The 25,861-nt window shown below is 63.4% G+C and carries 29 protein-coding genes; 16 read left to right on the plus strand and 13 right to left on the minus strand.

Annotated features, from left to right (window positions below; translation table 11 throughout):
• Positions 1-125: 125 nt before the first annotated feature.
• The 4 genes from U9970_RS01625 to U9970_RS01640 form a co-directional block, all read right to left on the minus strand.
• Complete coding sequence (locus U9970_RS01625) at positions 126-326, minus strand: phycobilisome linker polypeptide (protein WP_106502342.1); 201 nt, start codon at positions 324-326, stop codon at positions 126-128.
• A 33-nt stretch (positions 327-359) separates the two neighbouring features.
• The gene (gene apcB, locus U9970_RS01630; RefSeq protein ID WP_255022911.1) at positions 360-848 is read right to left on the minus strand and encodes an allophycocyanin subunit beta; all 489 of its coding nucleotides are present in this window, start codon (positions 846-848) and stop codon (positions 360-362) included.
• Positions 849-890: 42 nt separating this feature from the next.
• Positions 891-1,376, minus strand: coding sequence for a globin family protein (locus U9970_RS01635; RefSeq protein WP_106502340.1), 486 nt, complete (start codon positions 1,374-1,376; stop codon positions 891-893).
• Between the two features lie 396 nt (positions 1,377-1,772).
• A complete protein-coding gene (locus U9970_RS01640) occupies positions 1,773-4,097 on the minus strand; it encodes a phycobilisome rod-core linker polypeptide (RefSeq protein WP_322765015.1) in 2,325 nt (774 codons plus the stop codon).
• Between the two features lie 188 nt (positions 4,098-4,285).
• Here U9970_RS01640 and U9970_RS01645 point away from each other — a divergent pair, with 188 nt between their 5' ends.
• The 13 genes from U9970_RS01645 (at position 4,286) to U9970_RS01705 (ending at position 13,851) form a co-directional block, all read left to right on the plus strand.
• Positions 4,286-5,458 carry a methyltransferase gene (locus U9970_RS01645; protein WP_322765983.1) on the plus strand — a complete coding sequence of 391 codons (1,173 nt, stop codon included), beginning with the start codon at positions 4,286-4,288 and terminating at the stop codon, positions 5,456-5,458.
• 59 nt (positions 5,459-5,517) lie between these two features.
• Positions 5,518-6,000: an ATP synthase subunit I gene (locus U9970_RS01650; RefSeq protein WP_322765016.1), complete on the plus strand. Its 483-nt coding sequence runs from the start codon at positions 5,518-5,520 to the stop codon at positions 5,998-6,000.
• Positions 6,001-6,054: 54 nt separating this feature from the next.
• Positions 6,055-6,774, plus strand: a complete 720-nt coding sequence (atpB, locus tag U9970_RS01655; protein ID WP_407653060.1) for a F0F1 ATP synthase subunit A — start codon at positions 6,055-6,057, stop codon at positions 6,772-6,774.
• A 159-nt stretch (positions 6,775-6,933) separates the two neighbouring features.
• On the plus strand, positions 6,934-7,182 hold the full coding sequence (atpE, locus tag U9970_RS01660; protein ID WP_106502337.1) for an ATP synthase F0 subunit C: 249 nt from the start codon (positions 6,934-6,936) through the stop codon (positions 7,180-7,182).
• A gap of 99 nt (positions 7,183-7,281) precedes the next feature.
• The gene (locus U9970_RS01665; protein WP_322765017.1) at positions 7,282-7,752 is read left to right on the plus strand and encodes a F0F1 ATP synthase subunit B'; all 471 of its coding nucleotides are present in this window, start codon (positions 7,282-7,284) and stop codon (positions 7,750-7,752) included.
• A complete protein-coding gene (locus tag U9970_RS01670; RefSeq protein WP_407653061.1) occupies positions 7,749-8,273 on the plus strand; it encodes a F0F1 ATP synthase subunit B in 525 nt (174 codons plus the stop codon). Before U9970_RS01665 ends, U9970_RS01670 begins: the two co-directional genes overlap by 4 nt.
• The gene (gene atpH, locus U9970_RS01675) at positions 8,273-8,821 is read left to right on the plus strand and encodes an ATP synthase F1 subunit delta (protein WP_322765018.1); all 549 of its coding nucleotides are present in this window, start codon (positions 8,273-8,275) and stop codon (positions 8,819-8,821) included. Before U9970_RS01670 ends, atpH begins: the two co-directional genes overlap by 1 nt.
• Positions 8,822-8,924: 103 nt before the next feature.
• Complete coding sequence (gene atpA / locus U9970_RS01680) at positions 8,925-10,442, plus strand: F0F1 ATP synthase subunit alpha (RefSeq protein WP_322765019.1); 1,518 nt, start codon at positions 8,925-8,927, stop codon at positions 10,440-10,442.
• 15 nt (positions 10,443-10,457) lie between these two features.
• Positions 10,458-11,411 (plus strand): F0F1 ATP synthase subunit gamma, encoded by a 954-nt coding sequence (locus tag U9970_RS01685; RefSeq protein ID WP_322765020.1) that lies wholly within the window; start codon positions 10,458-10,460, stop codon positions 11,409-11,411.
• A gap of 14 nt (positions 11,412-11,425) precedes the next feature.
• Entirely contained in the window at positions 11,426-12,118 is a 693-nt protein-coding gene (locus tag U9970_RS01690) for a TIGR02466 family protein (RefSeq protein ID WP_322765021.1), read from the plus strand.
• Positions 12,119-12,149: 31 nt separating this feature from the next.
• Positions 12,150-12,512 (plus strand): 2Fe-2S iron-sulfur cluster-binding protein, encoded by a 363-nt coding sequence (locus U9970_RS01695; RefSeq protein WP_407653062.1) that lies wholly within the window; start codon positions 12,150-12,152, stop codon positions 12,510-12,512.
• The gene (locus U9970_RS01700) at positions 12,509-12,700 is read left to right on the plus strand and encodes a hypothetical protein (protein ID WP_322765023.1); all 192 of its coding nucleotides are present in this window, start codon (positions 12,509-12,511) and stop codon (positions 12,698-12,700) included. Before U9970_RS01695 ends, U9970_RS01700 begins: the two co-directional genes overlap by 4 nt.
• Positions 12,697-13,851, plus strand: coding sequence for a DUF3326 domain-containing protein (locus tag U9970_RS01705; RefSeq protein ID WP_322765024.1), 1,155 nt, complete (start codon positions 12,697-12,699; stop codon positions 13,849-13,851). Before U9970_RS01700 ends, U9970_RS01705 begins: the two co-directional genes overlap by 4 nt.
• Here U9970_RS01705 and ald read toward each other — a convergent pair.
• From ald to U9970_RS01730, 5 genes are all read right to left on the minus strand, one after another.
• The gene (gene ald, locus U9970_RS01710) at positions 13,763-14,875 is read right to left on the minus strand and encodes an alanine dehydrogenase (RefSeq protein WP_322765986.1); all 1,113 of its coding nucleotides are present in this window, start codon (positions 14,873-14,875) and stop codon (positions 13,763-13,765) included. The genes U9970_RS01705 and ald overlap by 89 nt on opposite strands.
• A 115-nt stretch (positions 14,876-14,990) precedes the next feature.
• The gene (locus U9970_RS01715) at positions 14,991-16,712 is read right to left on the minus strand and encodes an NAD+ synthase (protein ID WP_322765025.1); all 1,722 of its coding nucleotides are present in this window, start codon (positions 16,710-16,712) and stop codon (positions 14,991-14,993) included.
• On the minus strand, positions 16,712-17,338 hold the full coding sequence (locus tag U9970_RS01720; RefSeq protein ID WP_322765026.1) for a nicotinate-nucleotide adenylyltransferase: 627 nt from the start codon (positions 17,336-17,338) through the stop codon (positions 16,712-16,714). Before U9970_RS01720 ends, U9970_RS01715 begins: the two co-directional genes overlap by 1 nt.
• The gene (locus U9970_RS01725; RefSeq protein WP_322765027.1) at positions 17,335-18,672 is read right to left on the minus strand and encodes a GTP-binding protein; all 1,338 of its coding nucleotides are present in this window, start codon (positions 18,670-18,672) and stop codon (positions 17,335-17,337) included. Before U9970_RS01725 ends, U9970_RS01720 begins: the two co-directional genes overlap by 4 nt.
• Entirely contained in the window at positions 18,669-19,685 is a 1,017-nt protein-coding gene (locus U9970_RS01730; RefSeq protein WP_322765028.1) for a CNNM domain-containing protein, read from the minus strand. The genes U9970_RS01725 and U9970_RS01730 overlap by 4 nt, the downstream gene beginning before the upstream one ends.
• A gap of 107 nt (positions 19,686-19,792) precedes the next feature.
• On the opposite strand from U9970_RS01730, the gene U9970_RS01735 reads away from it, so the two are divergent.
• Positions 19,793-21,112, plus strand: coding sequence for an aminopeptidase P N-terminal domain-containing protein (locus U9970_RS01735; protein WP_322765029.1), 1,320 nt, complete (start codon positions 19,793-19,795; stop codon positions 21,110-21,112).
• Positions 21,113-21,133: 21 nt separating this feature from the next.
• Here U9970_RS01735 and U9970_RS01740 read toward each other — a convergent pair whose 3' ends face one another.
• Together U9970_RS01740 and U9970_RS01745 are read right to left on the minus strand one after the other, a co-directional pair.
• Positions 21,134-21,919, minus strand: coding sequence for a TIGR01548 family HAD-type hydrolase (locus tag U9970_RS01740; RefSeq protein WP_322765030.1), 786 nt, complete (start codon positions 21,917-21,919; stop codon positions 21,134-21,136).
• Positions 21,920-21,931: 12 nt separating this feature from the next.
• On the minus strand, positions 21,932-22,591 hold the full coding sequence (locus tag U9970_RS01745; RefSeq protein WP_322765031.1) for a transaldolase family protein: 660 nt from the start codon (positions 22,589-22,591) through the stop codon (positions 21,932-21,934).
• Positions 22,592-22,668: 77 nt separating this feature from the next.
• On the opposite strand from U9970_RS01745, the gene U9970_RS01750 reads away from it, so the two are divergent.
• Positions 22,669-23,145, plus strand: a complete 477-nt coding sequence (locus tag U9970_RS01750) for a 30S ribosomal protein PSRP-3 (protein WP_396097129.1) — start codon at positions 22,669-22,671, stop codon at positions 23,143-23,145.
• 222 nt (positions 23,146-23,367) lie between these two features.
• On the opposite strand, the gene atpC is transcribed toward U9970_RS01750, so the two are convergent.
• Together atpC and atpD are read right to left on the minus strand one after the other, a co-directional pair.
• Positions 23,368-23,775 carry an ATP synthase F1 subunit epsilon gene (atpC, locus tag U9970_RS01755; protein ID WP_322765033.1) on the minus strand — a complete coding sequence of 136 codons (408 nt, stop codon included), beginning with the start codon at positions 23,773-23,775 and terminating at the stop codon, positions 23,368-23,370.
• A 29-nt stretch (positions 23,776-23,804) separates the two neighbouring features.
• Complete coding sequence (gene atpD, locus U9970_RS01760; RefSeq protein ID WP_322765034.1) at positions 23,805-25,265, minus strand: F0F1 ATP synthase subunit beta; 1,461 nt, start codon at positions 25,263-25,265, stop codon at positions 23,805-23,807.
• Positions 25,266-25,532: 267 nt separating this feature from the next.
• Here atpD and groES point away from each other — a divergent pair, with 267 nt between their 5' ends.
• Complete coding sequence (groES, locus tag U9970_RS01765) at positions 25,533-25,844, plus strand: co-chaperone GroES (protein ID WP_094561335.1); 312 nt, start codon at positions 25,533-25,535, stop codon at positions 25,842-25,844.
• Positions 25,845-25,861 lie beyond the last annotated feature (17 nt).

Here is a 25,861-nt window from a genome sequence, read left to right on the forward strand (position 1 = left end):
GTGGGGCCAACGTCAACCCATTGAGCCGTGAGTGGGGGGGTGTTGTCTACCCCCGCCAACCAGAGTCAAACAATAAAAAAGCCCGGCATCTGCCGAGCTTGGGGAGAAACGAGAGGTACTGAATATCAGTTGCCGACGTTCTGTTGGCGACGCCCAGCCGCTAGTTCCACTTTGAGGATCTTGCCGCCCTGCTTCATGATCCGCTGCTGCTCAGCGAACCAGCTGTCGTAGGGCACCCATTTGGTGAAATAGGTGTTTTGAAGCTCACGCTGGGAGCGGCTCTTTTCCGGGCAAGGAATGCAAGCCGTGATCTTGAACAGACGCATGGAGATGATCCTCGGGTGTGCCGATGGCAGGGATCAGTTGCCCAGGCCGGAGCAGATGTAGTCGAAATAGACAGCCATTTCACGGCCGGCATCCGGACCCACCAAGGCAGCGGTGGTTTCCTTCATGGCCTGGATGGATTGAACGGTTGCACCAATGGGTACACCCAGGGAGTTGTAGGTCTCTTTGAGACCATTCAAGACCCGCTCATCGAGGATGGAGGTGTCGCCAGCCAGCATGGCGTAGGTGGCGTAGCGCAGGTAGTAATCCAGATCGCGGATGCAGGCTGCATAGCGACGGGTGGTGTACATGTTGCCGCCCGGACGGGTGATATCCGAATACAGCAGCGACTTGGCTACGGCCTCTCTGATGATGGCCGAACCATTGGCGCTGATGGTGGCAGCGGCGCGGACGCGCAGTTCACCACTGGTGAAGTACTGCTCCAGGCGGCCCATGGCGGAGTCGTCTAGGTACAGGCCCTGAACGTCGGCCTGATTAATGACGTTTGTGATCGCGTCTTGCATGAATCCAGCTGTGGTGGCGGGGAGTAGTAAAAGAACGCTGCCTCAGGAGAGGGCGCCAATGACGTAGTCGAAGTAGAAACCGGCTTCTTCAGCGTCAGAGCCGGTGAGTAGGCCCATGGCGGCGTTCTTCATTTCCCGCACGGACTCAGCCATGGCATCGAGGGGAGTGCCGAGGGAGCGATACATCTCCTTGGCTCCGATGATGCCAACCTCTTCAATGGGGGTCACATCGCCGGCGATGATCCCGTAGGTCACCAAGCGCAGGTAGTAGTCCATGTCGCGAAGACACGAAGCGGTCATCTCCTCGCCGTAGGCGTTGCCGCCGGGGGAAATCACGTCGGGACGCCGCTGGAACAGGGCGCCACCAGCGGTCTTGACGATGCGCTCGCGGCTTTCTCCGAGAACCTGGGCGACGCGAATACGACGTTGACCAGCGCCCACGAAGGACTTGATCTGGTCGAGTTCGCCAGGGCTGAGATAGCGGGCTTCCGCGTCCGCGTTGATGATCGAGTTGGAGACGATGCTCATGCAGTTCTGCCTCGAAACAAGCGGCCGCCTTGACGGAGACCGATATCCGGTGGGTAAGGGAAAGGATCGACTTGCGCCGATCGCCAAATCATTCTGCGGCAAAGCCCCTCACTGCTCCCGTGGCGGTAACAGTTCTTCATGGCGTTTGTGTTCGGAAAACCCGCTGCAGCGCAATGGCTTTGGGCGATATTGTTAATAGCGGTTTGGCGCAGCAATTATTCATAATTTTGCTTCGCTAGTCGCTCCACTTGTTTCGGCTTGCGGCTCAACTTTTGCGACAATTGTTATCTTGATCATAAAAAACCCCCCGAAGTGTCTCCGGGAGGCTCGAAGTCGCTGAAGCAGTGCGCAGGCGCATGGTTGGCATGCGGTTGAGGCGTTGCTGGACTTAGGGGGCTACTTCCAGCGGCGAGTCGGCGCAGGTGCTTGGCGGATGCTGCCCGGCCCCGCGATGAAGTTCTCTTGGGGCTTAGCTGTCTTCATGGTTTCGCCCCCTACGGTCTGGGCTGTCCAGCTCCCCACGACCATCTGCCGACGGGCTGACAGATTTCGATTGGTTATATCCCCGGTAGTGCGTATGGTCTGATCAACGGGCACATTTGGACGTTTGTCCTGGACAAATTCATTGGCATAGGCAGAGGCGTCGAAGGGGCGGTTTAGGCCAGGCACCTTACGCGCATTTCGATCATTAGCAGTGACAAAACGCTCGTAGGGGACTGTGTCTTCGCCGTAGGTTTCGTTGTATTCGCTGCTGTTGAGAATGCCATCGACTACCCCATAGAAGCCAGTGTGGGCTGCGGTATCGAAGTAGGCATCGATTTCCCATCTCCCGAAGGTTGGGCGACCTAGCAGCCGGCGATGCATCACCTCGATGGCCTTGGTGATGTAAAGGCCGGTCCAATAACGGCGGCGGAAGGCCTTGGAACGGGCTACCTGGCGGATGAACTCCCGCAGGCTAATATCGCCGTTCTCGAGCTTGATTTCCTCAACTTTATTGCGCTCTCCGGCATAGCCAGCAGTGCCTAAAACTTGCACATAGACCGCATTAATAACGGCCTGGGTGCTGGCTTCAGTGCCACGGATGCTGGGTTGGCCGCCACGGCGGGGCACGGAGCTGCCGCCGGTAGCAATCTGCTGGAGGCGTACGACCTTGGGGCCCACTCGGCGAGGAGTGGCCTTGCGGAACTGGACGCTGTCCATCTGGCCAGGCTGGGCCAGGCCATTGCCGATCAGGATGCGGCGGCTGTCGTAGCCGTAGGGCGCTGGCCGGGTTGCCACTGAGGCGGTGCCGGAAGGGAAAATCGCGCCGTAGTTGAGGGCCAGGGGGTCGTTGCCGCCGCCGTAGACGTGCTGATCGGCGAAGGGTTGGCGATAGGAGGCGTAGAGGGTGACGTATTGGGGTGCGCCTTCGAAGGGAGCGCTGAAGCGGAATAGCTTGCGATTTGATCCCCAGCCGGCACTCTCCTGGGCTTCTTCACCGAGATCCCTCAGGTAGGGAACGGTTTCTTCGCCGAACACCCGCGCGTATTCCAGGGTGTTGATTAGGGAATCCACTAGGCCATTCAGGCCTTGGACGCTGACGATGTCGAAATAGCGGGTGAATTCCTCGCGGGAGCTGATGCCTCGACCGAGGAAGTGGCGGAAGGCCAGCTCAACCGCCCGGCTATTGGAGAAGCCGCCGAAAAACTGCTGGCGGTATTCCTTGCTGTGGCCGAGGGAGCGAATGAATTCCCGCATCGACAGCTGGCCCTGGCGCACCTGGGTGGCCTCAACCGGGCAGGGCGTCTGGCTGTAGGCCTTGGCGATGTCCCGTTCGAAAACCTGCCGGTAGGCGGCCCGAATGACTTCGGCCTTTTGGGCACCACTTAGGCGCGTCCGCATTATGAAGCGCTGCTTGCCGTCTGCGGCTAGGGCATAAATGGCAGGCAGCTGCAGGCCCTGACTTTCAGGGCTGCCGAGGCGCTGCCGGGTGCTTGGTGTGGCCACCTGCAGTTCGGCGAGCAGCACGTTGAAGTACTGAATTACCAGTTGACGGGCCTGGGGGTTGTCCTTGCACAGGCCGGCGGCTGCAGCGCGCATTTCCTGCAGAGCCACATTGGTGGCAGCCAGGGAGCAGGCCTTCTCCAGTAGATCGCGCAGGCCGCGGGTGTTTACGGCCAGGATGCTTGGGTCCCCTGCTACCAGGGCGTAGCCCACATAGCGGAGGAACCAGCCCATGTCGCGCAGCGACTTGCGCATCCGATCGGTGCCGTAACGGCCTATTGCGATCGGGCTGAAGCCGGTGGGCAGCACAACCCTCACGTCGGCGTCGCCACCTGAGCTTTCAAGTAAGCGAGTGATCAGGTTGCCGCCGGAGTCGCCGGTGCCCTGGGCGAAGGTCTGCACCGAGCGCTGGAAGGCGGCCTGGTCAGCGGCCAGAGGGGTGACGTCCCTTGCTCCACCCCCGACGACGCTCAAGGGAGCATCCAGGTAGGAGAGGGGCGTGCCGCCGGAGAAGATCCGGTTGGCCGCCTTGGCCACGATGAAATCAGCGTTTTCCGAGATGCGGCGTGCAGCTTCTAAGCGCTGCTGGCCACTCTGGAAAAACGCCACCAGGGTTTCAAGCTCGCCGCCGTCGGGGAAGCGATCCTGTTGCTCCGCCTGACGGACGCTGGAGAGCGGCAGGGTGTCGTAGCGCTGGGGTGAAACCCTGGTGCTGCCGCTGCTGGCGGTCACGGTCATTGACGAGAGCGAACCGGGCTGGGCCACGTTACGGCGGCCCCTCGGGCCCTTTGCCTAGCCATGAACAAATGTTTGCAGCTTCGCTGGCTTGCTGATGCCAATTGCTCCGTCCTTGTGGCCGCTGGACGTGAAAAGCTCAGCCTGTTGCCGCTGATCCGTCCTTGCCCGCCAGTGATGCCGCCACGCCGATGGTGAGCGCCTTTTACGACCGTTTCCCCTACCCGGGAGACCCCCTCCAAGACGGCCCGCCCCCCGGATACAACTGGCGCTGGTGCGTCGATAGCGCCTGGGCTGCTGCTACTGGAGCCCTGCCACCGCGCCCCGACTCAGGTGAACGGCCTTGGCGGATTCTCGACGCTGGCTGCGGCACCGGCGTCAGCACCGATTACCTCTGCCACCTCAATCCAGGTGCTGCGGTGATGGCAGTGGATATCAGCGCCGGAGCCCTTGAGGTGGCACGGGAGCGCATCCGTCGTTCAGGTGCGGCAAAAGCGGTGCGCGAGTTGCGTATCGAACAGCGCAGCCTGCTGGATCTGGCTGGCGAGGGACCCTTCGACTACATCAATTCCGTCGGCGTTCTGCACCACCTGCGCGAGCCAGAGGCTGGCTTGCAGGCATTGGCTGGCTTGCTGCGGCCAGGCGGGCTACTGCATCTTTTTTTGTATGCGGATGGCGGCCGCTGGGAAATTCACCGCACCCAGCGGGCCCTGGCAAGGCTGGCCGTCGGTTCAGGGGAGGAGGGGCTACGGCTGGGTCGCCAGCTCCTAGCCGAGTTGCCTGAGGGAAACCGGCTGCGACAGCATCACGAGCGGCGCTGGATTGTCGACACGGCAGCTGATGCCAATTTTGCGGATATGTATCTGCACCCCCAAGAGACCAGCTACAACCTCGAGCGTCTGCTGGCTTTTGTCGCCTCAGCCGGTTTGGAGTTTGCCGGGTTTTCCAATCCTGAGGTGTGGTCGCCGGCGCGCTTGCTTAGTGGTGAGCTGCTGGAGCGGGCCCAGGGCCTCAGTCAGTTTGAGCAGTGGAGTTTGGTGGAGGAGCTTGATCCCGATATCAGCCATTTCGAATTTTTTCTCAGCCATGGGGCGGTGAGGAAACCCGATTGGGGCGACGACGAAGTTCTGCTGGCAGCGCGGGGTGAAACCAACCGCTGCCTTTGGGGTTGGCCAGCCACCCGCTTGATGGGGCCAGACCTATCACCCCTTGACGTCAGCGAAGCGGGCCTCAATTTGATGGCTGTCCTTGAGAGCGCACCGGGTGTGGCGATCGGCCAGCTGCCTTTGGATTGGCCTGCAGCGCAACGGATTGCCGTGGCCCGCCAACTGCTGAATCAGAGGGTTTTGCTGCCGGTGCTCTGAGGGGGCGGGGATCAGCACCGTGATAGATTCCGCGCGCCTTTTCAGGGATTTGAGCGCGCTTGTCGGTATCCCTCCCCTGCCCCCTACTTCCCGACTCTGAGCCCACCGTTTCGACGGCAGTTCAGGCTGGTGAAGCGGTCGAGCAGCCGGATGATGCCACCGGTGCATCAACCCTGCCAGCGCTAACCGCCGATGTCAGCAATGGCATGGATGGTTATTTCCGGCTCCAACGCCGGCTTTTGCTAGCAACCTTGCTGCTTTCGGCAGTGGCGGTGGCTGGAACAGCCGTTTTGGGCTCCATCTCCACGGCTTCTAGCCTGTTGGTGGGTGCTTTAGCTGGCCTTCTTTACCTGTGGCTGCTCAGCCGCAGTGTCACCAAGCTGGGTGAAAATGCCCGGCGGGTTAGCAAGGTTCAGCTGCTGGTCCCGGTCGTCCTGGTGCTGATCGCAGCCCGGATCCCCCAACTTTCGATCCTGCCGGCTCTTTTGGGCTTTCTGCTCTACAAGCCGGCCGTGATCCTTCAGGCAGTCTTCGACACCTGATCCCGTTTCCGTTCCGTCGCCCTGGCGACCCCGAACTCCCCTTCGCTGGCTCCAATGCCTCTCCTTCTCCCCTTTGCTGAACTGGAGGTTGGTAAACACCTCTACTGGCAACTTGGCAACCTCAACATTCACGGCCAGGTCTTCCTGAGCTCTTGGGTCGTTATCGGTGCCTTGCTCGCCCTTGTAGTGGTTGGCACCCGCAAGCTGGAGCGTGATCCCCGCGGCACCCAGAACCTGCTGGAGTTCGTCTGGGATTACATCCGCGATCTCTCCCGTGAACAGATTGGTGAGAAGGCTTACCGAGATTGGATGCCCTTCATCGGCACCCTGTTCCTGTTCATCTTTGTGAGTAACTGGGGCGGAGCTCTGGTGCCTTGGAAGCTGATCCACCTGCCTAGTGGCGAGCTTGGTGCACCAACTGCTGATATCAACACAACCATTGCCTTGGCTTTGTTGGTATCTCTTGCCTACTTCTATGCCGGCTTGAGCCGCAAGGGACTGAGGTACTTCGAGTACTACGTGGAGCCGACACCGATCATGCTTCCATTCAAGATCGTTGAAGATTTCACCAAGCCCCTTTCCCTTTCCTTCCGTCTCTTTGGCAACATCTTGGCGGATGAACTGGTGGTTGCTGTTCTGGCATTTCTAGTGCCCTTGATTGTGCCCCTGCCTGCAATGTTCCTGGGTCTTTTTACCAGTGCTATTCAGGCTCTTATTTTTGCCACGCTCGCTGCCTACTACATCGGTGAGGCAGTGCACGAAGAGCCCCACTAGTAGCTCTTCTCTGGCAGCTCCGCTCCGGCGGTCTGCTAAATCTCCCTCGCGCAGGTCCGGAGGCATTCCGGGCCCATCTTTGAAAGGATGTCCTCAGCGCAGGGTTTTAATCCCGGTCCATAACGCGCCACAACCGCGATCCCAATCCCCCACTCCACCATGGATTCCATCACCTCCGCTGCGTCTGTTCTGGCCGCTGGTCTGGCTGTAGGCCTCGGTGCCATCGGCCCCGGCATCGGTCAGGGCACCGCAGCTGGCGGCGCCGTTGAAGGCATTGCACGTCAGCCTGAAGCCGAAGGCAAGATTCGCGGCACCTTGCTGCTGTCCCTGGCCTTCATGGAAGCGCTCACCATCTACGGCCTTGTGGTCGCCCTGGTGCTGTTGTTTGCCAACCCCTTCGCTGGTTGAGCCTTGTTGTGAGTGGAAGGAGGGCGGGGGCTTGTTGCTCCTGCTCTTCCAGGCTCGCAAACCTCAATCCCGACCGATCGTTCCAGCGCCCTCGCCCCAATGACCAGCTGGCTTCTGCTCGCCGAAGCAGGTGTCCCTGAGGGAGGTCTTTTTGACCTCGATGCCACCCTGCCGCTGATGGCGGTTCAGGTTGTTCTCCTCACTTTCATTCTGAATTCGCTGTTCTTCCGCCCCGTTGGCCGGGCTGTGGAGGAGCGTGAGAGCTTTATCTCCACTAGCCGCGCCGACGCCAAGCAGAAGCTGGCTCAAGCCGAGCGGCTGGAAGCCGATCTCAAGGAACAGCTCAAGGACGCGCGTCAGCAGTCCCAAAAGCTGATCCTCGAGGCCGAGCAGGAGATGGATCGTCTTTACCGCGACGCCCTTGCCGCGGCTACGGCCGATGCCAATGCTTCCCGGGAGCAGGCCCGCCGTGAGATTGATTCTCAGCGAGATCAGGCCATGGCCCGGCTTAATAAGGACGCCGACAAGCTCGGTGATCTGATCGTGACCCGCTTGCTGGCAGCCTCATGACTTTCATGCTCCCCTCCTTGCTTGCAAGTCACGGCGGATTTGGTTTCAACCTCAATCCGTTTGAGACCAACATCATCAACTTGGCGATTGTTATCGCCGGCCTTTGGAAGTTTTTGCCGGGTTTCCTCGGCAGTATCCTGGAGCGCCGTCGTGCCGCCATCCTCAGCGATCTGCAAGATGCTGAGCAGCGTCTTCTCGCCGCAACGTCTTCGTTAGTCCAAGCTCAGCAGGATTTGTCGGCTGCGCAACAAAAGGCTGAGCAGATTCGCGCTGATGGTTTGGCCCGGGCCCAATCTTTGCGCCTGGAAAGCGAAAAGCGCACGATCAACGAAATGGCCCGCCTTAAGCAGGGAGCCATGGCCGACTTGAATGCCGAAGCAGCCCGCGTCACCGACCAGTTGCGCCGCGAAGCCGCCAATCGGGCTATTGCCCAAGCACTTGCCACCCTTCCCGGCAAGCTCAATGCAGATGCCCAGGCCCGACTGATCGATCAGTCCATTTCAACCCTGGGTAAAGCCTGATGCCACTCCTCAACTCGATTGCAACTCCCTACGCCGAAGCCTTGCTGCAGGTAGCTGAATCTCGTAAGGAGACTGACGCTGTTGCCGAACAGGCAAAAGCCCTTCTGGCCGTATTGAGTTCGAGCCCCGAGCTCAAAGCTGCTCTGGCCTCGCCCGTGCTTGAACCCGAAGCCAAGAAGGCTGCTTTGGCAAAGCTTTTCGACGATCAGGTCACCCCTGCGGTGCAAAACCTGCTCAAGCTCTTGGCCGATCGCCAGCGCCTGCCCATGATGGAGGCTGTTTTGATGCGTTTCCTGGAGCTTTATCGGGAGCTGCGCAACATCACTTTGGCCAAGGTGACATCTGCTGCTGCCCTTAGCGAGGAGCAGCAGGCTGAGCTCAACCGCAAGGTTCAAGAGATTGCAGGCTCTAAATCAGTGGAGTTCGACCTCGTGGTTGACCCCTCCTTGATAGGAGGCTTCATCGTCAGCATGGGCTCACAAGTCATTGACGCCAGCCTTTCTGGCCAGGTGCGCCGCCTTGGGCTGGCGCTGGCCCAGGTGAGCTAGCTCCTCTGCCTGCCCAAGCTTCCGGAACCCTTATTGCTCCGGTAGCCCTCTCCCCGCTTCCCCGTCTTCCCCTCCATCAGCCCCCCTGTGGGGACTTCCTCCCATGGTATCCATCCGCCCCGACGAGATCAGCGCCATCCTCAAGCAGCAGATTGAGGACTACGACAAGTCGGTTTCGGTTAGCAACGTTGGCACCGTGCTGCAGATCGGCGATGGCATCGCCCGGGTCTATGGCCTGCAGCAGGTGATGGCCGGTGAACTGGTGCAGTTCGAGGACGGCACCGAAGGCATCGCCCTCAACCTCGAAGATGACAACGTCGGCGTGGTGTTGATGGGCGAAGGTCGCGGCATCCAGGAGGGCAGCACCGTCAAGGCAACCGGCAAGATCGCCGCCGTGCCCGTTGGCGACGCCATGCTCGGCCGGGTTGTGAATTCGCTGGGCCAGCCCATCGACGGCAAGGGGGACATCGCCACCACCGAAACTCGCCTGATCGAATCGATGGCGCCTGGCATCATCCAGCGCAAGTCGGTGCACGAGCCCATGCAAACGGGCATCACCGCCATCGACGCCATGATTCCGATCGGCCGGGGCCAGCGCGAGCTGATTATTGGCGACCGTCAGACCGGCAAAACCGCTATCGCCATCGACACGATCATTAACCAGAAGGGCGAAGACGTCGTCTGCGTTTATGTGGCCATTGGTCAGAAGGCCGCATCTGTAGCCAACGTGGTTGAAGTGTTGCGGGAGAAGGGAGCTCTCGATTACACCATCGTGGTAGCTGCTAGTGCTTCCGAAGCTGCAGCGCTTCAGTACCTGGCTCCCTACACCGGTGCGGCGCTGGCCGAATCGTTCATGTACAAGGGCAAGGCCACCTTGGTGATTTACGACGACCTCACCAAGCAGGCCCAGGCCTATCGCCAGATGTCCCTGCTGCTGCGTCGCCCCCCCGGTCGTGAGGCTTACCCCGGTGACGTCTTCTATTGCCACAGCCGTTTGCTTGAGCGTGCCGCCAAGCTCAGCGATGCCATGGGCAAGGGCTCGATGACCGCCCTGCCGATCATCGAAACCCAGGCCGGTGACGTATCTGCCTACATCCCCACCAACGTGATCTCGATCACCGATGGTCAGGTGTTCCTGAGTTCCGACTTGTTCAACTCCGGTCTACGCCCCGCCATCAACGTTGGTATTTCCGTCAGTCGGGTGGGCGGTGCTGCCCAGACCAAGGCGATTAAGAAGATTGCCGGCACCTTGAAGCTTGAGCTGGCCCAGTTCGATGAACTGGCTGCCTTCTCCCAGTTCGCCTCCGACCTCGATGCCGCAACTCAGCAGCAGCTCGGCAGGGGTAAGCGCCTGCGCGAGATTCTCAAGCAGCCCCAGTTCAGCCCCCTAATCCTTGCGGAGCAGGTGGCTGTGGTTTATGCCGGCGTCAAGGGCCTGATCGACGAAGTTCCTGTGGAGTCTGTGGTGCAGTTCTGCCGCGAGCTGCGCGAATACCTCAAGAGCAACAAGGCCGAGTTCATCTCCAAGGTGCAGACCGAGAAGCAGCTCAGCGACGAAGCTGAAGCCATGCTCAAGGAAGCCATCAACGAGGTGAAGTCGACCATGCTCGCCTCCGTTTGAGGAGGGGCATAACTAATGGCAAACCTCAAAGATATCCGCGACCGGATTGGTTCGGTCAAGAACACTCGCAAGATCACTGAGGCCATGCGCCTGGTGGCAGCCGCCAAGGTGCGCCGCGCCCAGGAGCAGGTGCTGCGCAGCCGTCCTTTTGCTGACCGGCTCGCCCGCGTGCTGGAAAATCTTCAGTCACGCATGCGCTTTGAAGATGCCGATGCTCCCCTGCTCGAGCAGCGCGAGGTTGGCACCATCACCCTGCTTGCCGTTACCGGTGATCGGGGCTTGTGCGGTGGCTACAACGCCAACATCATCAAGCGCACCGAATTGCGCACCGCTGAATTGGTTGGCCAGGGCTACAAGGTGGATCTGGTATTGATCGGCCGTAAGGCGATCACCTACTTCCAGAACCGCGCTAATCAGTACACGATTCGCGCTACCTTTACCGGTCTTGATCAGGTGCCCAAGGCGAGTGAAGCGATGGGTATCGCCAACGAAGTGCTGGCGGAGTTTCTCTCCGGCAGCACCGACCGTGTCGAGATCATCTTTACCAAGTTCATCAACTTGGTGAGCTCCAAGCCGGTAATTCAGACCCTGCTGCCCCTCGATCCCCAAGGCATTGCTATCCCTGAAGACGAGATCTTCCGCCTCACTACCCGGGAAGGTCGGCTGGGAGTTGAAGTGGGTACGGCTGCCAACTTGCAGCCCAAGCTGCCCTCCGACATTGTTTTTGATCAGAGCCCTGATCAGCTGCTCAATGCTCTGCTGCCCCTTTATCTGGAAAACCAGCTTCTGCGTTCTCTGCAGGAGGCCGCAGCTTCGGAGTTGGCCAGCCGGATGACGGCAATGAACAACGCCAGTGATAACGCCAAGGCTCTAGCTAAGAGCCTCACGCTCGACTACAACAAGGCTCGCCAGGCCGCCATTACCCAGGAAATTCTGGAAGTGGTTGGCGGCTCTGCCGGTATGTCCTGAGTCTGGGGGCTGGTTTGCAGATCGAGCCTCTGTTTCCGGTGGCTCTTGGCAGGGTGCAGCTGTTGCCTGATCCTCTGGATACGGCACTGCAACTTCAAGCCCTGCACGAGCTGCGGGGCCAAGCCAGCTCCAACCCCGATCCTTGTTGTGCCTGGACCGGCGACCTTAATGGTGTCTGGCAGCTGCAGCGTCAGCCTGCCTTTGCGCCACTAATTGCTGTCTTGACAGGCCATGCAGAAGCTTTTCTGCAGCAATTGGGTTTCGATCTCAGCCGAGTGGCCTTGCACCTGCAGCGCTGCTGGCCCGTGCTTAGTGAGGAGGGGCAGGTGGTAGGCCGCCACCATCACCCCAACGCTCACCTCAGTGCCATCTACTACCTCAACGGTGATGGCAGCGGCCGCAGTGGCTGTCTGCGCCTGTGGCCGCAGCGGCAGCTGAATGAGCTGGTGCCTGGGATGGCTGTTGGCCACGAAGGTCCGTTGGCTGCATCGCCTTGGAGCGCCCCCTGGCTGGATGTGGCTCCCCAGGCAGGGCTGCTGCTGCTGTTTCCCAGTTGCCTGGATCATGCGGTGTTGCCAAACGAGGATCCCGATGATTTGCGCTGCTCCCTCAGCATCGATTTCGCGCTAACAGCTCCCGTGGCTAGAAATGGCTCCTCGCCACCGGAATACCTGGCGCCCCACCCCAGCCAGTGGCAGGAGCTTTGATCGCCGGGGCTGGCGCGGGCGGACTGGAACAATGGTTTTTAGCTGCCCACTCCGGCACCCTCCTGTGACCGAAACCCAGACCTTCACAATCACCGCCGAGTTTCAAGGCACCCAACACATCTTTCCCTGCTGCAGCGATCAAACCGTGCTGTCTGCAGCTGAGGCCGCCGGGGTCCCCTTGCCCAGTTCTTGCTGTTCCGGGGTCTGCACCACCTGTGCGGCTTTGATCAGTGAGGGCAGCGTTCAGCAGCCCGATGCCATGGGGGTCAAGGCGGACCTGCAACTAAAGGGCTATGCCCTGCTCTGCGTCTCCTTTCCCCAATCTGACCTGCGGCTCCAGGCGGGTATGGAGGATGCCCTCTACGAAGCCCAGTTCGGTAAATACCAGAAATGAGTGCTGCGGCGCTGCGCCTGCAGCCCGTAACGCTGCAGTTCCGCCGTGCTCCAGGGCCGTTGTTGGCCCAGATCGAGGCTGCGTTAGCTCCGCACGGCCAACCGCTGCGCTGGGCGATCACCGCGGTGGAGCCTGGTCTGGCTGGATCGTGCCCATTGCTGACGCTTGAAGCGGTGGTGCTGGCATGACGGCGAGCCTGCCCCTGCCCACCTTGCTGGTGATTCCCACCGGGATTGGATGTGAGCTGGGTGGTTACGCGGGCGATGGCCTGCCTGCCGCTCGCTTGCTGGCGGCCGCGAGTGGCTGCCTGATCACCCATCCCAACGTCATGAATGGGGCCTCCTTGTACTGGAGCGATTCCCGCATCCACTACGTGGAGGGTTCGGCCCTCGACCGCTTCGCTGCTGCTGCGATCGGCCTGCGGCCGGTGCGCCGGCAGCGGCTCGGGCTGTTGCTCGATGCCGGTATCGAGGCGGAGCTGCGCTGGCGCCATCTCCAGGTTGCCGAGGGCTGCCGGGCCAGTCTGGGTTTGGAGATTGGCCCGGTGGTCACCACCGATGAACCCCTCGAGGTGACTCTGTGTCAGGGAGCAAGCGGGGCTAGCTCGGGGCACCTAGGCCGCCCCGAGCTGCTGCTGCGCGCCGGCCAGATGCTCAAGGCTGCCGGGGCTACGGCTATTGCGGTGGTAACTCGCTTCCCCGAGGACAACAGCAGCGAGGCCCTTGCGGCCTACCGCCAGGGGTCTGGTGTGGATGCCCTGGCCGGTGCCGAGGCGGTGATCAGCCATCTGCTCAGCCGCGAGTTGGGCCTGCCATGCGCCCATGCGCCGGCCCTCAGTCCCCTGCCGCTGGATCCTGGTCTCGACCCCCGGGCGGCGGGGGAGGAATTGGGCTACACCTTTTTGGCCTGCGTGCTGGTGGGACTGAGCCGGGCGCCCGATCTGGTGCCCCTGGCACCCGGCTTAGGACCCTTGAGCGCAGCCGGAGCTGATGTGCTCCGCATCGAAGATGTGGGGGCTGTGGTGGCCCCGGCAGGAGCCCTGGGGGGGGCGGCTGTGCTGGCCTGCGCTGAGCGCGGCATCCCAGTGATCGCAGTGCACAACCCCTGCGTGCTCAACGTGTCGGCGGCGGCCCTGGGCTTGGAGGTGCTCGCTGCAGAGAGCTATGCGGCGGTGGCTGGGTTGCTGGTCGCCCTGCGCGAGGGGATCAGCCCCTCTGCTCTGGTGCGCCCTTTGCAGCGGTTGACCGCGATCAGCGCAGACAGGCCATCGGGTGGCGGGGTGTCACATCCAGGGCCCGGGCAACGCCGGGATGGCACACCGTCCCATGCACCGTGTTGAGACCGGAAAGTAGTTCGGGTCGGTCGGTGACGGCTTCGACCAGGCCCCGTCCCGCCATTGCCAGGATGTAGGGCAGGGTGACACTCACCAGCGCTTCGGTGGAGGTGAAGGGTACGGCCCCGGGCATGTTGCCGACGGCGTAGTGCTGCACGCCGTGGAGTGTGTGGACAGGATCGGTGTGGCTGGTTTCGCGGCTGGTGGCAATGCAGCCCCCCTGATCGATCGCCACATCCACCACCACGGAGCCGGGTTGCATCTGCCGCACCAGCGCCTCCTCCACCAGGGTGGGGGCCCGGCCACCGGCGGTGAGCACGGCACCAATGAGTAGATCGGCACCCGGCACCAGGCGCTCGATCAGGCTGCTGCTGCTCACCAGGCTCACCAGCCGGCCGCGGCGGTGGGCCTCGAGGCTGCGCAGCCGCTCGGGCGAGCGATCCAGCAGGAATACCTCCGCATCCATGGCGGCGGCGATCCGGGCCGCATTCCAGCCCACACTGCCTGCTCCCAGCACCACCACCCGCGCCGGCCGAACCCCGGTGCAGCCCCCCATCAGGATGCCGCGACCGCCGTGGGGGCGCTCCAGCAGGTGGGCCCCCACCTGGGCTGCTAGCCGGCCGGCGATTTCGCTCATCGGCGCCAGCAAAGGCAGGCTGCCGTCTTCGAGCTGCACGGTTTCATAGGCCACGGCAGTGGTGCCAGCCTCCAGCAGGGCCCGGCCCACCTCCGGGTAGGCGGCCAGGTGCAGGTAGGTGAACAGCACCAGATCGGAGCGCAGAAAGCCGAATTCCTCGGGCTGGGGCTCCTTGACCTTCACCACCAAATGGGCGCCCCAGGCTTCTGCGGCGCTCACCAGCCGGGCCCCGGCGGCGGCGAAGGCGGCATCGCTGAAGCCAGCCCCTAAACCTGCTCCCGCCTGGATGCGCACCTCCATGCCCTGGTTCACCAGATCGGCCACCCCGTCAGGGGTGAGGGCCACGCGCTGTTCATCGCGCTTGATCTCTGCGGGCACGCCGATGCTTGCCATCGGTGCCGTCAGGCTGGCGCCGCTGGAGCTGGGGGGTGCCATGGTCGTGCTTCCGTTTGTGGTTCCAGGTTGGCTGCGGCTGGCGATTGGCGCCATGCACGATTCAGCGGCTGATTTAGAGGCTGGCGATCGGCATGCGCCAGCCGCTGCCGAAGGCCCGGCCGCCGATCTTGAGCAGGGGCGGGGCCTGGCGCCGCTTGAACTCGGCCCGGCGCAGCAGCTGCATCACCCGTTCGGCCAGCTCCGCTGGGGTCCCCCTGGCGATCAGCTGCTCCGGACTGGCTAACTCCTCGATGTAGGCCTTCAAGATCGGGTCGAGCACGGCGTAGTCGGGCAGGGAATCGCTATCGAGCTGGTCGGGGCGCAGCTCGGCGCTGGGGGGTTTATCGCGGATCGCCCGCCCCACCAGCTCGCCGTCGCCTGGCAGCCCCAGCTCACTACGGCAGGGGCCGGCGGCGGCCGAATCGAGCCAGGCGCAGAGCTCGAACACGCTGGTTTTGTATAGGTCGCCGATCACGGCCAGGCCGCCGTTCATGTCGCCGTAGAGGGTGCAATAGCCCACGGCCAGCTCGCTTTTGTTGCCGGTGGAGAGCAGCAGCTGGCCCTGCTGGTTAGCCACAGCCATCAGCAGGGTGCCGCGGATGCGCGACTGCAGGTTTTCGGCGCTCAGACCGCAGGGCGGTCCCGCCAGCACCGGTGTCAGGGTGGTGTCGAAACTGGCCATCAGCGCTGCGATCTCAGCGGTGTGGCTGCCCAGGCCCAGGCGCCCAGCCAGGGCCTGGGCATCGTTTAGGGAGCCTGCCGAGCTCCAGGGGGAGGGCATCATCAGTGCCTGCACCCGCTCACCCCCCAGGGCAGCGGCGGCGATCACGGCCACCAGGGCCGAATCGATGCCGCCGCTCAGTCCCAGCAGGGCGCTGCTGAAGCCGCATTTGCGGGCGTAGTCGGCCACCCCCAGCACCAGGGCCCGAAACAACTGCTCGTTTTCAGTAGGCAAAGGCGCCACTGGCAAAGGTGACACTGGCGCTGAGCTGTTGACTTCCCAGCAGCTCACCTGCTCCTTGCAACTGGCCAGCTGGCTCACCACTGCACTGCCTGCCTCGACCCCACCTCTGGCATCCACCACGAAGCTGGCGCCGTCGAACACCAGCTCGTCGTTGCCGCCCACCTGATTGACGTAGACCACCGGGCAAGCGAGCCGGCTGGCGGCGCGGCGGGCCAGGCTCTGACGCAGGGCCACTTTGGCCTGGCCAAACGGTGATGCCGAGAGGTTGAGCAGCAGGTCGATGCGGCTTGAGAGCAGCTCGGCGACGGGATCGGCACCAGCCAGGCGGTGGCCCTGCAGTTCCTCCTCAACCCAGAGGTCTTCGCAGATCGTTAGCCCCAGACGCCAGCTCCGGCCGCCCCGCTCAAGCTCCAGCACGCTGGGCCCGCTGGCGGCGCAGAAGTAGCGCTGCTCGTCGAAGACGTCGTAGGTGGGTAGCAGCCGCTTACGGGCCACCACCCGCCAGCTGCCGGCCTCCACTAAGGCCACAGCGTTGAACAGGTTGGGCAACGGCGCGGCGCCTGATGGTTCGGCCATGCCCACCAGCACGGCCAGCTGGGGTAGCTCTTGGGCTAGGGACGCGGCCAGCTGGTTGAGCACGGCGCCTTGCTTCGCGATCAGGCTGGGGCGCAGCAGCAGATCGCGTGGTGGGTAGCCCCAAAGGGACAGCTCGGGGGTGAGCACCAGATCGGCCCCCTGGGCGGCGGCATGACGGCTGGCCGCCAGGATCAGCTCGCCGTTGCCGGCCAGGTCGCCAACTAGCGGATTTAGTTGGGCCAGGGCGAGGCGCATCAGGGACTTTTGAGTGGCTGGCTGAGGCTCGGATCGCCCGCTAGGCCGTAGAGATTTTGCTCGAGCAGCAGCGGCAACAGGGCCGCAGGCAGCTGGGCTGGGTCGGGGGTTTGGCGCACCGCCGAGCTGGCGGTGGCGGGAACCTGCAGGGGCAGGATCACCACCCGGCCCCCCAGCTGGGTGAGCTGCTCCAGTTGTTTGGGCTGCAGGGGCCAGCCGGCTCGGGGGGCGATTGCCAGCACGCAGGCCTTGAGCACGGCTTCGGCTTGCTTCCAGCTGGGGATCTGGGCAGCCAGATCACTGCCCACCACAAACACCAGCTCGCTGCCAGGCCAGTGGGCCGCTGCCCGCTCCAGGGTGGTGATCGCCCAGGGGCTGCTGAGCTCCTGCCGGTGGCTCAGCCTCGGATCGCCGATGGCTGCCACCAGCTCGGCAAGCAGGGTGGCCCGTTGCTCCAGGGGGGCGCCGTGGTGTTTTTGGGGGTTGTCGCTGGCCCAGGTGGCGACCGTGGGATAGAGCTGCAGCAGCCCCTCCAGCAGGGCCTGGTGGCCCCGGGTCGGTGGGTCGGCGCTGGTGCCAAACAGGGCGATCGGCCCCTCTGCGGCTTTGACGACCCCGTTGCTCATGGCAGCAGGGCCTGCAGGTTGGGGGCCGGCTCGCTGCGCTCGCCCAGCCACAGGCGCACCTGGGGATCGCTGATAGCCAGGCGCCGCAGCAGGGCGCCGGGTTGGCCGCCTCGCTGGGCGCTCCGCAGCAGTTCGGCGGCGGCCAGCCGGCCGGTGAGCCTGGTGGTGTGCACGGCTAGGGCCGCCTGGGCCAGGGCTACCGGGGCGGCTGGAGCGAGGCTGAGGCCGCCGGTGAGCGGTGCTGCCAGCAGCAGCAGTTGGCGTAGGGCGCCCAGGGCCAGCTGGATGCCGATCTGGGCGCCGCCCAGCAGGGCGTTGTGGCCGGAGAGCCGCCGCAGCAGCTGGCGGGCGCCGGCGCCATGCATCGGCAGGCCGTAGAGCTGGCAGAGCTGCAGCACAAGGGCGGTGTCGCAGGCCAGGCCGCCGGCCAGATCCAGCAGCACCAGGGGGTTGGCGGCCACGCCGGTGGCCTTGAGGGCGGCAAAGCGGCCGATCAGGCTTTGGGCGGCCTGGCGGCTGGTCCCCAGGCGCCAGCGTTGCAGGGACTGGTGAAAGCGCTCCGCGCTGCCCAGGGCATTGAGGGCGAGCAACAGGCAGCCGTGTTGCTCCAGCAGTTGCAGCAGGGACTGCCGCAGCGGCTCCACCTGCGGAGCTTGAACAACGCTGCGCACCCGGCCATCGGCCAGCAGCTGGGGTTTGCGTGGCGCGGCGGCCACCGGGATCAGCTCCAGCTGCCGGGCAGCTGCCGGCAGCCGCCGCTTGATGCTGGCGATCAGCTCGGCCTGCTCGGCCTCGCTCCAGCAGTCGCAGCGGTTGAGCACCAGCAGTACCGGCTTGCCGCTGGCCAGCAGTGGCGCCAGGGCGTCGTGCTCGATGCTGGTGAGGTCGCCGTCGAGCACCAGCAGCACCAGATCTGAGCCGAGGGCTACTCGGGCCGCCAGTCGGGCCCTGGCGGCGGCGGCGATCTCATCGATGCCAGGGGTGTCCACCAGCTCCACCCGGCTGAGCCCCTCCATGGGTTGCGCCCAGGCTTGGGCCTGCTGGTGGCGCGTGCAGCCGTGGGCCACGTCGGTGGCGAAAGCCGCCTCCCCCAGCAAGGCGTTGAGCAGGCTCGACTTGCCCACCCCTACACGGCCGAACACGGCCACCCGCAGACTGCGCTGCTGCAGGCGCCCTAGCTGGCGATCCAGGGCCAGCAGCTGGCCGGCTAGCTGGCTTTGCTCGCGGCCGCTGAGCTGGAGCTGGCGGCGCCACTGGTCGAGCAGGGATTGGCAGCGCTCCGGGATGGCGGGCGCCTGATCGGGGCACGGTTCGGCGCGTGGTTCGGGCCTCATGGCCGCATCCCTTCGCCCGCAGGTTGGGGACGGCGCCACCAGCCCGCCAGCACCGCCAGCACCGCCTCAGCGCCAATCACGCCCACGAAGCCGCCGAATTCATCCACCACGACGCGAACGCCGCTGCTGTTGCGGCGGAAGCCCGTGAGCAACCGGTCGGCCCGGATCATTTCTGGCACGTAATCGACCGGCTCACTTAGGGAAGCGGCAGTGCGATTGCCTTCGCCTTGGAGCAGGGCTGTCAGGAGCCGCTCCCGGCCGGCCACGCCTAGCACCTCATCCACCTCTTCGCCCAGCACCACCCACCACTCGGCGTTGTTCGCCAGCAGGTCTTCGCGCAACTGCTCCAGGCTGGTCGCCCCATCGAGGGTGGGAGCCGCCACCCTCGGAGTCATCAGATCGCGGGCGGTGAGGTCGTTTAGCTGGAACACCTTGGCGATCATGGCCGCTTCATCGGCCTCGATTTGGCCCTTCTGGGAGCCGAGCCGGGCCAGTAGGCGAATCTCTTCTTCGTCGGTGCTGATTTCGTTTTCGGCTGTGATCGCCGGCAGCAGGCGCTCTAGCAGCAGCACCAGGGGCAGCATCAGCCTGGTCAGGATTGCTAGGGCCGGGGCGCTGGCCAGGGCCACCGGCAGGGCCAGGCGGCTGCCGAGGGCCTTGGGCAGGATCTCCCCCAGCAGGATCACCAGCACGGTGAGCCCCACGGAAAACAGGGGCAGGGCGATCCCCTCGATGCCCTCCCGTTTGAAAACGATGGCGGCGTAGCCGCCCAGCATCAGGCTGCCAAAAATATTGAAGCCGTTGTTGGCGATCACCAGCACCGACAGGGTGCGGCCCAGCCGCTGGCGCAGCTTCTCCAGGCGCTGCGCTCCGCGCACGGGCTTGCTGCGGGCGGCAAGTTCGTGCACCCGCACCGGGTTCACGGTGAGCAGGGCAGCCTCAACTCCAGAGCACAGGGCCGAACCTGCGATCACCAGCACCACAAGCAGCGCCAGGGTGAGCAGGTCGTTCATTCCGCCATTTCGCCGCTCGCCATCTACCTATTAAATCGGCTCCGCCAGCGTCTGTCCCGCTGCCTGCTCCAAACTGGACTTATGCAGGGCCCGCCGGCCGCTTTTTTATGTTCGATCCGTCCACCTTCGCCCAGCGCCGTCAGCGCTTCTTCGCCCAGCTCGGGGAAGCTGCTGCCGTGATTCCGGCTGCTGCGCTGGTGACCCATCACGCCGACTGCGAGTGGCCCTTCCGCCAAAACAGCGACTTTTGGTATCTCACTGGTTTTGATGAACCCGAGGCGGTGGCCCTGTTTTTGCCCCATCGGCCCGAGGGTGAGCGCTACGTGCTGTTTGTGCAGCCCCGCGAGGCCAGCGCCGAGGTTTGGAATGGTTTCCGTTGGGGTACGGAAGGCGCCGTGGCCGAGTTTGGCGCCGACCTAGCCCACCCGCGCAGCGAGCTAGAGCAGCGCTTGCCCGACTACCTCAGGGGCGCTGAGGGCATCGCCTTTCGCGTTGGCAAGCACCCGAAGGTGGAGCCGCTGGTGCTGGCGGCTTGGGCCGCCCAGCTCGACCGAGCCCCCCGCAGCGGCCGGGCCGCCCTGGGCCTGGTGGCCCCCTGTCCGCTGCTGCACGAGCTGAGGCTGCGCAAGGGCCCCGAGGAGCTGGAGCGTATGCGCGAGGCGGCGCGAATCTCGGCCGAGGCCCACGAGCTGGCTCGTCAAGTGGTTCGGCCTGGCCTCAATGAGCGGCAGGTGCAGGCCGTGATTGAGCAGCACTTCCTCGAGCAGGGTGCCCGTGGCCCGGCCTACGGCACGATCGTGGCCGGCGGCGACAACGCCTGCGTGTTGCACTACATCGCCAACAACGCCCCGCTGAACGACGGCGATCTTCTGTTGATCGATGCCGGTTGCTCCTTAGCCGATTACTACAACGGCGACATCACCCGCAGCTTCCCGATCAACGGTCGCTTCAGTGGTGAGCAGCGCGCCCTCTACGAGCTGGTGCTTGCGGCCCAGGAGGCGGCGGTGGCCTCGGTGGCCCCGGGCTTCAGCGCTGAAGGGGTGCATGAGACCGCCCTGCGGGTGCTGGTGGCTGGCCTGCTGGACCTAGGGCTTCTGGCCGGATCCCTTGATGGGGTGATCGAGCAGGGGGCCTACCGCCACCTCTACATGCACCGCACCGGCCACTGGCTGGGCCTTGATGTTCACGATGTGGGGGCCTATCGCCTCGGTGAGCACCACGTGGAGCTGGAGCCGGGCATGGTGCTCACCGTGGAGCCGGGTCTCTACGTGAGCGATCGGCTGCCGGTGCCAGAGGGCCAGCCGGAGATCGAAGCGCGCTGGAAGGGCATCGGCATTCGCATCGAAGACGATGTGGCCGTGACCAGCCACGGCCATGAAAATCTCACCGCCGCTGCCCTGAAGTCTCCGGCGGCGCTGGAGCGCTGAGGCTTAGGGCTGGGCAGGGCATCAGCCCAGCAGCGGCAGCAGCATCTCCAGCAGGTTGGCCGTGCAGGGAATCACCGCGTCGGCGCCGGCCTGCAGCAGCTTGGCCTCGTAGGCAGCCCGTTGCTCAGGCTGGCCGTGCAGATGGGGTGGCGCTACCGCCAAGCTCAAGAAGCGCTGAGCGGGGCACTGGCCGCGGGCGCGCTGCACGGTGAGCACATCGGCCACCGTGTCGCCCAGGTAAACCACCGGCGCTGCGCCAGCCCCCAGGCTCTCGCCAGCTAATCGGCTGGCTAGCTGCAGCAAGCCGGTGGGATCGGGCTTGTCGGGCGCATCGCCCATGGCGATCAGGGGTGGATTGGAGAGCACCAGGCGGGTTTCCAGCACGTAATGGCAGGAGGGGGGCTCAGCGCCACTCACGAAGCCGTAGGCCAGACCTGCAGCCTCCAGAGCGCCAAAAAAGGCTTGCTGCACAAGTAGGGGCTCGTCGCGGATGAAGCCCCGCCACTGGCCCGGATCGCCGGCGGGATCGCCGCCGAAATAGAAGCCTTCGAACACCGCCACCAGCTCCTCAAACGCCGGCAGGGGGGTATGGCCAATGCGGCGCAGCAGCTCCATCGAGGCCTGCCAGTCGTTGTTCCAGCTTCCTTCGCTTTTGAGGCCGTCTATGGCGGCGGGCTCGGGACGCTGGCCATGGAAGTGGTGCACCGTTTCGACGATTGCCCGGCGGTAGCTGGCGCTCACATCGCGGATCACGCCATCGATGTCGAACAGCACGACGGCCCGGGGCGGAGAGGCAGAAAGGGGCATCAAGATTGGCTTTTAGGAACGGGCATCGCTTTCAAACTGGACGCTGGCTGCAGCGGTGGCCTCACTGCCGAACAGTTCTGCTGCCAGTGCCGGGCTGATCGTGAAGGTGTTCAGCCCTTCAGCGGCCAGGCGGTTGAGTTCGCTGGGCTGGCGCAAGCTGGCCACCAGCAGCCGCACGCTGGAGCCGAGCCCCTCAATACATCTCTGCATGGTGACCACTTCGGCTACCCCATCGCGCCCCTGATCCTGGATGCGGCCCAGGTAGGGGGCGATGTATTGGACTCCCAGGGCCGCGGCGATCAGCACCTGGTGGGGCTCGTAGCAGGCGGTGAAGGTGACGGCAACGCCGGCGCCAATCAGCTCCCGGGCAACCGCTGCTCCCTGCTGGGTCACCGGTAGCTTCACGGCGATGTGGCCGGGTGCCAGGGCCGCCAGTGCCTGGCCGCAGCGCAGCATGTCTGCCGTGGTGGCGCCCCATGCCTGCAGGTGGAGTTCGGCGATGCCAAGGGCTAGGGCCGTGTGGCTAAGGGCTGCCAGGCTGTCGAGGCTGCAGGGCTGGGCGGCCCGGCGCAGCAGAGTGGGGTTGGTCGTTACCCCGTGAAATAGGCCGCTGGGCAGCCACTGCTGCCAGGCTTTGGGATCGGCCGAATCGAGGAACAGGCGCAGGGCCATAGCCGCAGGCAGGGGCCGAGGGCGGCCAAGCGGCTGGTAGGTTAGTTCTTTGCTCTGTTGCCTTGAGCACTAACCCCATGACAGCCATCGAGAGCGCTCCTGACGCAGCAGTAACCGATGTGGCCGAAGTGGCCGCGGCTGCCGAAGACACCACCACCCAGGGGCGTCCGGTGATGCGTGGCGGCAGTGCGGCCTTGGCGACCGCCACCATTGATGAGGATGGCGTTCCCTCTGGCTATACCCCCAAGGCTGACGAAGGTCGTTTCCTGCTCAAGATCCTGTGGCTGCCTGACAACGTCGCCCTAGCGGTGGATCAGATTGTTGGCGGTGGTCCTAGCCCCCTTACTTCTTACTTCTTCTGGCCCCGGGAAGATGCCTGGGAAACCCTCAAGACTGAGCTCGAAGGCAAGAGCTGGATAACCGACAACGAGCGCGTTGAGGTGCTCAACAAGGCCACCGAGGTGATCAACTACTGGCAGGAAGAGGGCAAAGGCAAGAGCTTGGACGATGCCAAGCTTAAATTCCCCGATGTCACTTTCTGCGGTACCGCCTGATCGGCGGTGGTTTATTAAGTTTGAGTTATTTGCAGTAGTTAAAAATATATTTATTGGCACTCCGCGAGGAGTGCTTTTTTATGAATCATTTTGCTCATTAATAGCAAGATCATGAAAAATCCGGATGCCAACCCTTGGCCTCGGGTGGCATCCGGAATGAAATTATTTAAAAACTAGGCTGTTTAAAAACCTAGGCTGGTTGAAAACCTAGGTTTTAAAAAGTTAGCTTGCCTTGCTGGCTTGGAAGCGGGCGCGAGACGAAGCCAGTGCTTGCTGGGCTTTCACCTTGTCTGGGCTGGCTGGCTTGCCCTCAAACGCAGCTGCTGCCGTTTGGGCAGCCTCAAAGGCAGCCTCGGCGGATGCGGCATTAATTGAGCTACCCAGCTCAGCGGCATTCACCAAAACGGTGACCTCGTCGGCCTCCACTTCGGCAAAACCACCCATCAGGGCGATCGTTGACCAAGCGCCGCCGGAGCGCAGACGCATTACGCCCGTATCCAGGGCTGCCAGCATGGTGACGTGGCCAGGCAGGATACCTACCTGCCCAGTGGTACTTGGCAGGATCACCTCTTCGGCGGTTCCATCAAAAACGCTCTGATCAGGGGCCAGAACGCGGAGGGTGAGACTCATGGGTAGGGGTCCTCAGGGAAAAGCAGGAATCAACCCTTGGCTTCGGCAAGAATCTTGGCGGCCTTGGCCCTCACCTGGTCGATGTTGCCCACTAGGTAGAAGGCAGCTTCAGGTAGGTCGTCAAGCTCGCCGGCCAGAATCATGTTGAAGCCCTTGATCGTGTCGTCTAGCTTGACGTACTCACCCTTTTGACCGGTGAAGATCTCGGCCACGAAGAATGGCTGGGAGAGAAACTTCTCGATCTTGCGGGCCCGGTCAACCGTGCGGCGGTCGTCCTCGGAGAGTTCGTCCAGACCAAGAATCGCAATGATGTCTTGGAGCTCTTTGTAGCGCTGCAGGGTGCTTTGCACGGAGCGTGCAGTGCGGTAGTGCTCATCACCTACCACAGCTGGCTGAAGCATGGTGCTGGTGGAATCCAGGGGATCCACGGCCGGGTAGATGCCTTTGGATGCCAGACCCCGGCTCAGCACGGTGGTGGCGTCCAGGTGGGCAAAGGTGGTGGCAGGTGCCGGGTCGGTGAGGTCGTCTGCAGGTACGTAGACGGCCTGGATAGAAGTGATCGAGCCTTCCAGGGTGGAGGTGATGCGCTCTTGCAACATGCCCACGTCGGTGCCGAGGGTGGGCTGGTAGCCAACAGCTGAAGGCATGCGGCCGAGCAGGGCCGATACTTCTGAGCCGGCCTGCACGAAGCGGAAGATGTTGTCCACGAACAGCAAGACGTCTTGCTTGTTGGTGTCGCGGAAGTGCTCAGCCATGGTGAGAGCCGAGAGGCCCACGCGCATGCGGGCACCGGGAGGCTCGTTCATTTGGCCGTAGCAAAGCGCCACCTTCGACTTGGAAAGGTCGTCGGGGTTGATCACACCCGATTCCTTGAATTCTTCGTAGAGGTCGTTGCCTTCGCGGGTGCGCTCGCCAACGCCGGCGAACACGGAAACGCCGCCGTGCTCCTTGGCGATGTTGTTGATCAGCTCTTGGATCAGCACGGTCTTGCCAACGCCGGCACCGCCGAACAGGCCAACCTTGCCGCCTTGGCGGTAGGGCGCCAGCAGGTCGATCACCTTGATGCCGGTCTCAAACACCTTGGGCTTGGTCTCCAGCTCAGTGAGGAGGGGGGCGGCGCGGTGGATCGAAGCGGTCTCGGTGGTGGTTACTGGACCCTGCTCATCCACCGGCTCGCCGAGCACGTTGAAGATGCGACCGAGGGTGGCCTCGCCCACTGGTACGCAGATCGGTGAGCCCGTATCAACTGCTTCCATTCCACGCACCAGGCCGTCGGTGGTGCTCATGGCCACAGCACGGACGCGGTGATCGCCCAGCAGCTGCTGAACCTCAGCCGTGAGGGCGACTAGCTGGCCGGCGGAATTTTTGGCTTCAATCCGAAGCGCGTTGTAAATCTTGGGCAGCTTGCCGGCCGGGAATTCAACGTCTAAAACCGGGCCAATCACCTGCCGGACGGTGCCTTTGGTGCCGGTGGCGGTAGCAGCTGCCATAGGTAGGGAAATCTTGGGGAAGCGCAGGGGGAATCAGCCCGCCTGAAGCGGCGCAACCTTACCACTGCGACAGGCGCACTTGGTTGCCCCAGGCCTGTACGCATCGGGCGGTTCGGTCACCCGCACAGCCAGGGGCTGGGCAGGAATAGGAAGGGCGGCATAGGTTGGCACTCGTTGAGCTCGAGTGCTAAATCGCCTCTCAGGCCCACTCCAGTTCACTGTTCTGTGGCGTCTCAGGCGCCATGTCATTGCTCTCGCAATCCATCCATGGCTGCTGTTTCTCTCAGCGTCTCCACGGTTAAGCCCCTTGGAGATCGCATTTTTATCAAGGTGTCCGAATCGGAGGAGAAGACCGCCGGCGGCATCCTTCTGCCCGACACCGCCAAGGAAAAGCCCCAGGTGGGCGAGGTGGTGCAGATCGGCCCCGGCAAGCGCAACGACGACGGCAGCCGCCAGGCTCCTGAAGTCAGCGTTGGCGACAAGGTGCTCTACAGCAAGTACGCCGGTACCGACATCAAGCTCGGCAGCGACGAGTTTGTGCTGCTTTCCGAGAAGGACATCCTCGCCATCGTCAACTGACGACTGGCCGATTACTG

It is taken from the genome of Cyanobium usitatum str. Tous (assembly GCF_963920485.1).
Taxonomy (GTDB): domain Bacteria; phylum Cyanobacteriota; class Cyanobacteriia; order PCC-6307; family Cyanobiaceae; genus Cyanobium_A; species Cyanobium_A usitatum_A.

Excerpts from the sequence above, each read along its gene's own strand:
- atpD (WP_322765034.1), bottom strand. The coding sequence starts at position 25,265 with ATGGCAGCTGCTACCGCCACCGGCACCAAAGGCACCGTCCGGCAGGTG.
- U9970_RS01745 (WP_322765031.1), bottom strand. The coding sequence starts at position 22,591 with ATGGCCCTGCGCCTGTTCCTCGATTCGGCCGATCCCAAAGCCTGGCAG.
- U9970_RS01685 (WP_322765020.1), top strand. The coding sequence starts at position 10,458 with ATGGCAAACCTCAAAGATATCCGCGACCGGATTGGTTCGGTCAAGAAC.
- U9970_RS01705 (WP_322765024.1), top strand. The coding sequence starts at position 12,697 with ATGACGGCGAGCCTGCCCCTGCCCACCTTGCTGGTGATTCCCACCGGG.
- U9970_RS01715 (WP_322765025.1), bottom strand. The coding sequence starts at position 16,712 with ATGCGCCTCGCCCTGGCCCAACTAAATCCGCTAGTTGGCGACCTGGCC.
- U9970_RS01725 (WP_322765027.1), bottom strand. The coding sequence starts at position 18,672 with ATGAGGCCCGAACCACGCGCCGAACCGTGCCCCGATCAGGCGCCCGCC.
- apcB (WP_255022911.1), bottom strand. The coding sequence starts at position 848 with ATGCAAGACGCGATCACAAACGTCATTAATCAGGCCGACGTTCAGGGC.
- U9970_RS01735 (WP_322765029.1), top strand. The coding sequence starts at position 19,793 with ATGTTCGATCCGTCCACCTTCGCCCAGCGCCGTCAGCGCTTCTTCGCC.
- U9970_RS01750 (WP_396097129.1), top strand. The coding sequence starts at position 22,669 with ATGACAGCCATCGAGAGCGCTCCTGACGCAGCAGTAACCGATGTGGCC.
- U9970_RS01670 (WP_407653061.1), top strand. The coding sequence starts at position 7,749 with ATGACTTTCATGCTCCCCTCCTTGCTTGCAAGTCACGGCGGATTTGGT.
- U9970_RS01665 (WP_322765017.1), top strand. The coding sequence starts at position 7,282 with ATGACCAGCTGGCTTCTGCTCGCCGAAGCAGGTGTCCCTGAGGGAGGT.
- atpE (WP_106502337.1), top strand. The coding sequence starts at position 6,934 with ATGGATTCCATCACCTCCGCTGCGTCTGTTCTGGCCGCTGGTCTGGCT.
- U9970_RS01625 (WP_106502342.1), bottom strand. The coding sequence starts at position 326 with ATGCGTCTGTTCAAGATCACGGCTTGCATTCCTTGCCCGGAAAAGAGC.
- U9970_RS01640 (WP_322765015.1), bottom strand. The coding sequence starts at position 4,097 with ATGACCGTGACCGCCAGCAGCGGCAGCACCAGGGTTTCACCCCAGCGC.
- U9970_RS01720 (WP_322765026.1), bottom strand. The coding sequence starts at position 17,338 with ATGAGCAACGGGGTCGTCAAAGCCGCAGAGGGGCCGATCGCCCTGTTT.
- U9970_RS01645 (WP_322765983.1), top strand. The coding sequence starts at position 4,286 with ATGGTGAGCGCCTTTTACGACCGTTTCCCCTACCCGGGAGACCCCCTC.
- U9970_RS01700 (WP_322765023.1), top strand. The coding sequence starts at position 12,509 with ATGAGTGCTGCGGCGCTGCGCCTGCAGCCCGTAACGCTGCAGTTCCGC.
- U9970_RS01740 (WP_322765030.1), bottom strand. The coding sequence starts at position 21,919 with ATGCCCCTTTCTGCCTCTCCGCCCCGGGCCGTCGTGCTGTTCGACATC.
- atpC (WP_322765033.1), bottom strand. The coding sequence starts at position 23,775 with ATGAGTCTCACCCTCCGCGTTCTGGCCCCTGATCAGAGCGTTTTTGAT.
- atpB (WP_407653060.1), top strand. The coding sequence starts at position 6,055 with ATGCCTCTCCTTCTCCCCTTTGCTGAACTGGAGGTTGGTAAACACCTC.
- U9970_RS01730 (WP_322765028.1), bottom strand. The coding sequence starts at position 19,685 with ATGAACGACCTGCTCACCCTGGCGCTGCTTGTGGTGCTGGTGATCGCA.
- ald (WP_322765986.1), bottom strand. The coding sequence starts at position 14,875 with ATGGCAAGCATCGGCGTGCCCGCAGAGATCAAGCGCGATGAACAGCGC.
- atpH (WP_322765018.1), top strand. The coding sequence starts at position 8,273 with ATGCCACTCCTCAACTCGATTGCAACTCCCTACGCCGAAGCCTTGCTG.
- U9970_RS01695 (WP_407653062.1), top strand. The coding sequence starts at position 12,150 with ATGGTTTTTAGCTGCCCACTCCGGCACCCTCCTGTGACCGAAACCCAG.
- atpA (WP_322765019.1), top strand. The coding sequence starts at position 8,925 with ATGGTATCCATCCGCCCCGACGAGATCAGCGCCATCCTCAAGCAGCAG.
- U9970_RS01635 (WP_106502340.1), bottom strand. The coding sequence starts at position 1,376 with ATGAGCATCGTCTCCAACTCGATCATCAACGCGGACGCGGAAGCCCGC.
- groES (WP_094561335.1), top strand. The coding sequence starts at position 25,533 with ATGGCTGCTGTTTCTCTCAGCGTCTCCACGGTTAAGCCCCTTGGAGAT.